The sequence below is a fragment of the Nesterenkonia aurantiaca genome (assembly GCF_004364585.1).
Lineage (GTDB): Bacteria > Actinomycetota > Actinomycetes > Actinomycetales > Micrococcaceae > Nesterenkonia > Nesterenkonia aurantiaca.
In genome coordinates, this window is sequence record NZ_SOAN01000025.1 from 1 (window position 1) to 1,098 (window position 1,098).

The 1,098-nt window shown below is 61.5% G+C and carries 1 protein-coding gene; it reads right to left on the reverse strand.

The window, feature by feature from the left end; translation table 11 throughout:
* Positions 1-416, reverse strand: a 416-nt coding sequence (locus EV640_RS13520; RefSeq protein WP_279586522.1) for a potassium transporter TrkG, incomplete at its 3' end; no start/stop codon positions are given.
* Positions 417-1,098: the final 682 nt, after the last annotated feature.

Below are 1,098 nucleotides of genomic sequence, written 5' to 3' on the forward strand. Positions count from 1 at the left end.
ATCGCCTCCACCACGGCGGAGCAGATCACCACGGTCCGGATGACCTGTCCGGTCTCTCCCATCGAGCCGGTGGAGATGCCGCCCTCCTGGGCGACGAGACGGGTGCGCAGCCCGAGGTTGCGGGTCACTGAGATGGCCAGCAGCGCGGCGATGGTGATGATGCCCAGGCCGCCGACCTGGATGCCGATCAGGATGACGACCTCCCCGGCGAAGGACCAATGATCGGCGGTGTTCACCGGGGTCAGGCCGGTGACGGTGACTGCGGAGGTGGCCACGAAAAGCGCATCATGAAACGCCGCAGAGGAACCTGAAACCGTGGCCCAAGGCATATTAAGCAGTGACGTGAACACGGCGATGGTCACGGCGAAGATCAACATCGCCGCCCGTGCTGGGGTCGTGGCGGTCAGGCGTCTCATCCACCACTTGACCCGGGCCAAGACTGTGTCCGTGTCACTGCTGCTGCGCTCTGAGCGACGACCCCTCATCATGGCCACTACTGTATGACGGGGTTCAGGCCGCGACCCTCGTCATCGGGCGCGGACGGATGTGCGTTCGCTGCTGAGACGTGAACATCATCGATGGCGGCGGATCTCGTGCCAAAGCGAGTCTGATAGTCGCTGCTACCAGTAGGGTGGCATTGAAACCGTCATTGGGACGCCGGGGTGGCCAACCCCTGCCCGAATCTCTGCAGAAAGCGCGTGATTCTTGGACACCTTTCTGACACTCCTCGGAATCGCCGTCGTGGTCCTGGGGCTGAACGACATCTTCCACACGTTGCTTCACCCCATCGGGAAGGGCTGGTTCAGTCAATGGATTGCCAGCGGAGTTTGGCGGGTCTCGAAGTTGACCGGTCATCGGTTCGGACAAATCGCCGGACCCACAGCCATGGTGGTGGCTGTGGTCTCGTGGACCTTGTTGCAGGGACTGGGATGGGCACTGATCTACTACCCCCACGTGCCGGAAGGATTCTCCTACTCCGCTGACATCGATCCTGGGTTGTATAGCTGGGCTGACCCCGTTTTTTAGATCCAGTCGTTGTGAGAGTCGTCTTGTTGCCCGAGTCCTCGGGCGGGAAGACTGGTCAGATCATGACGAACA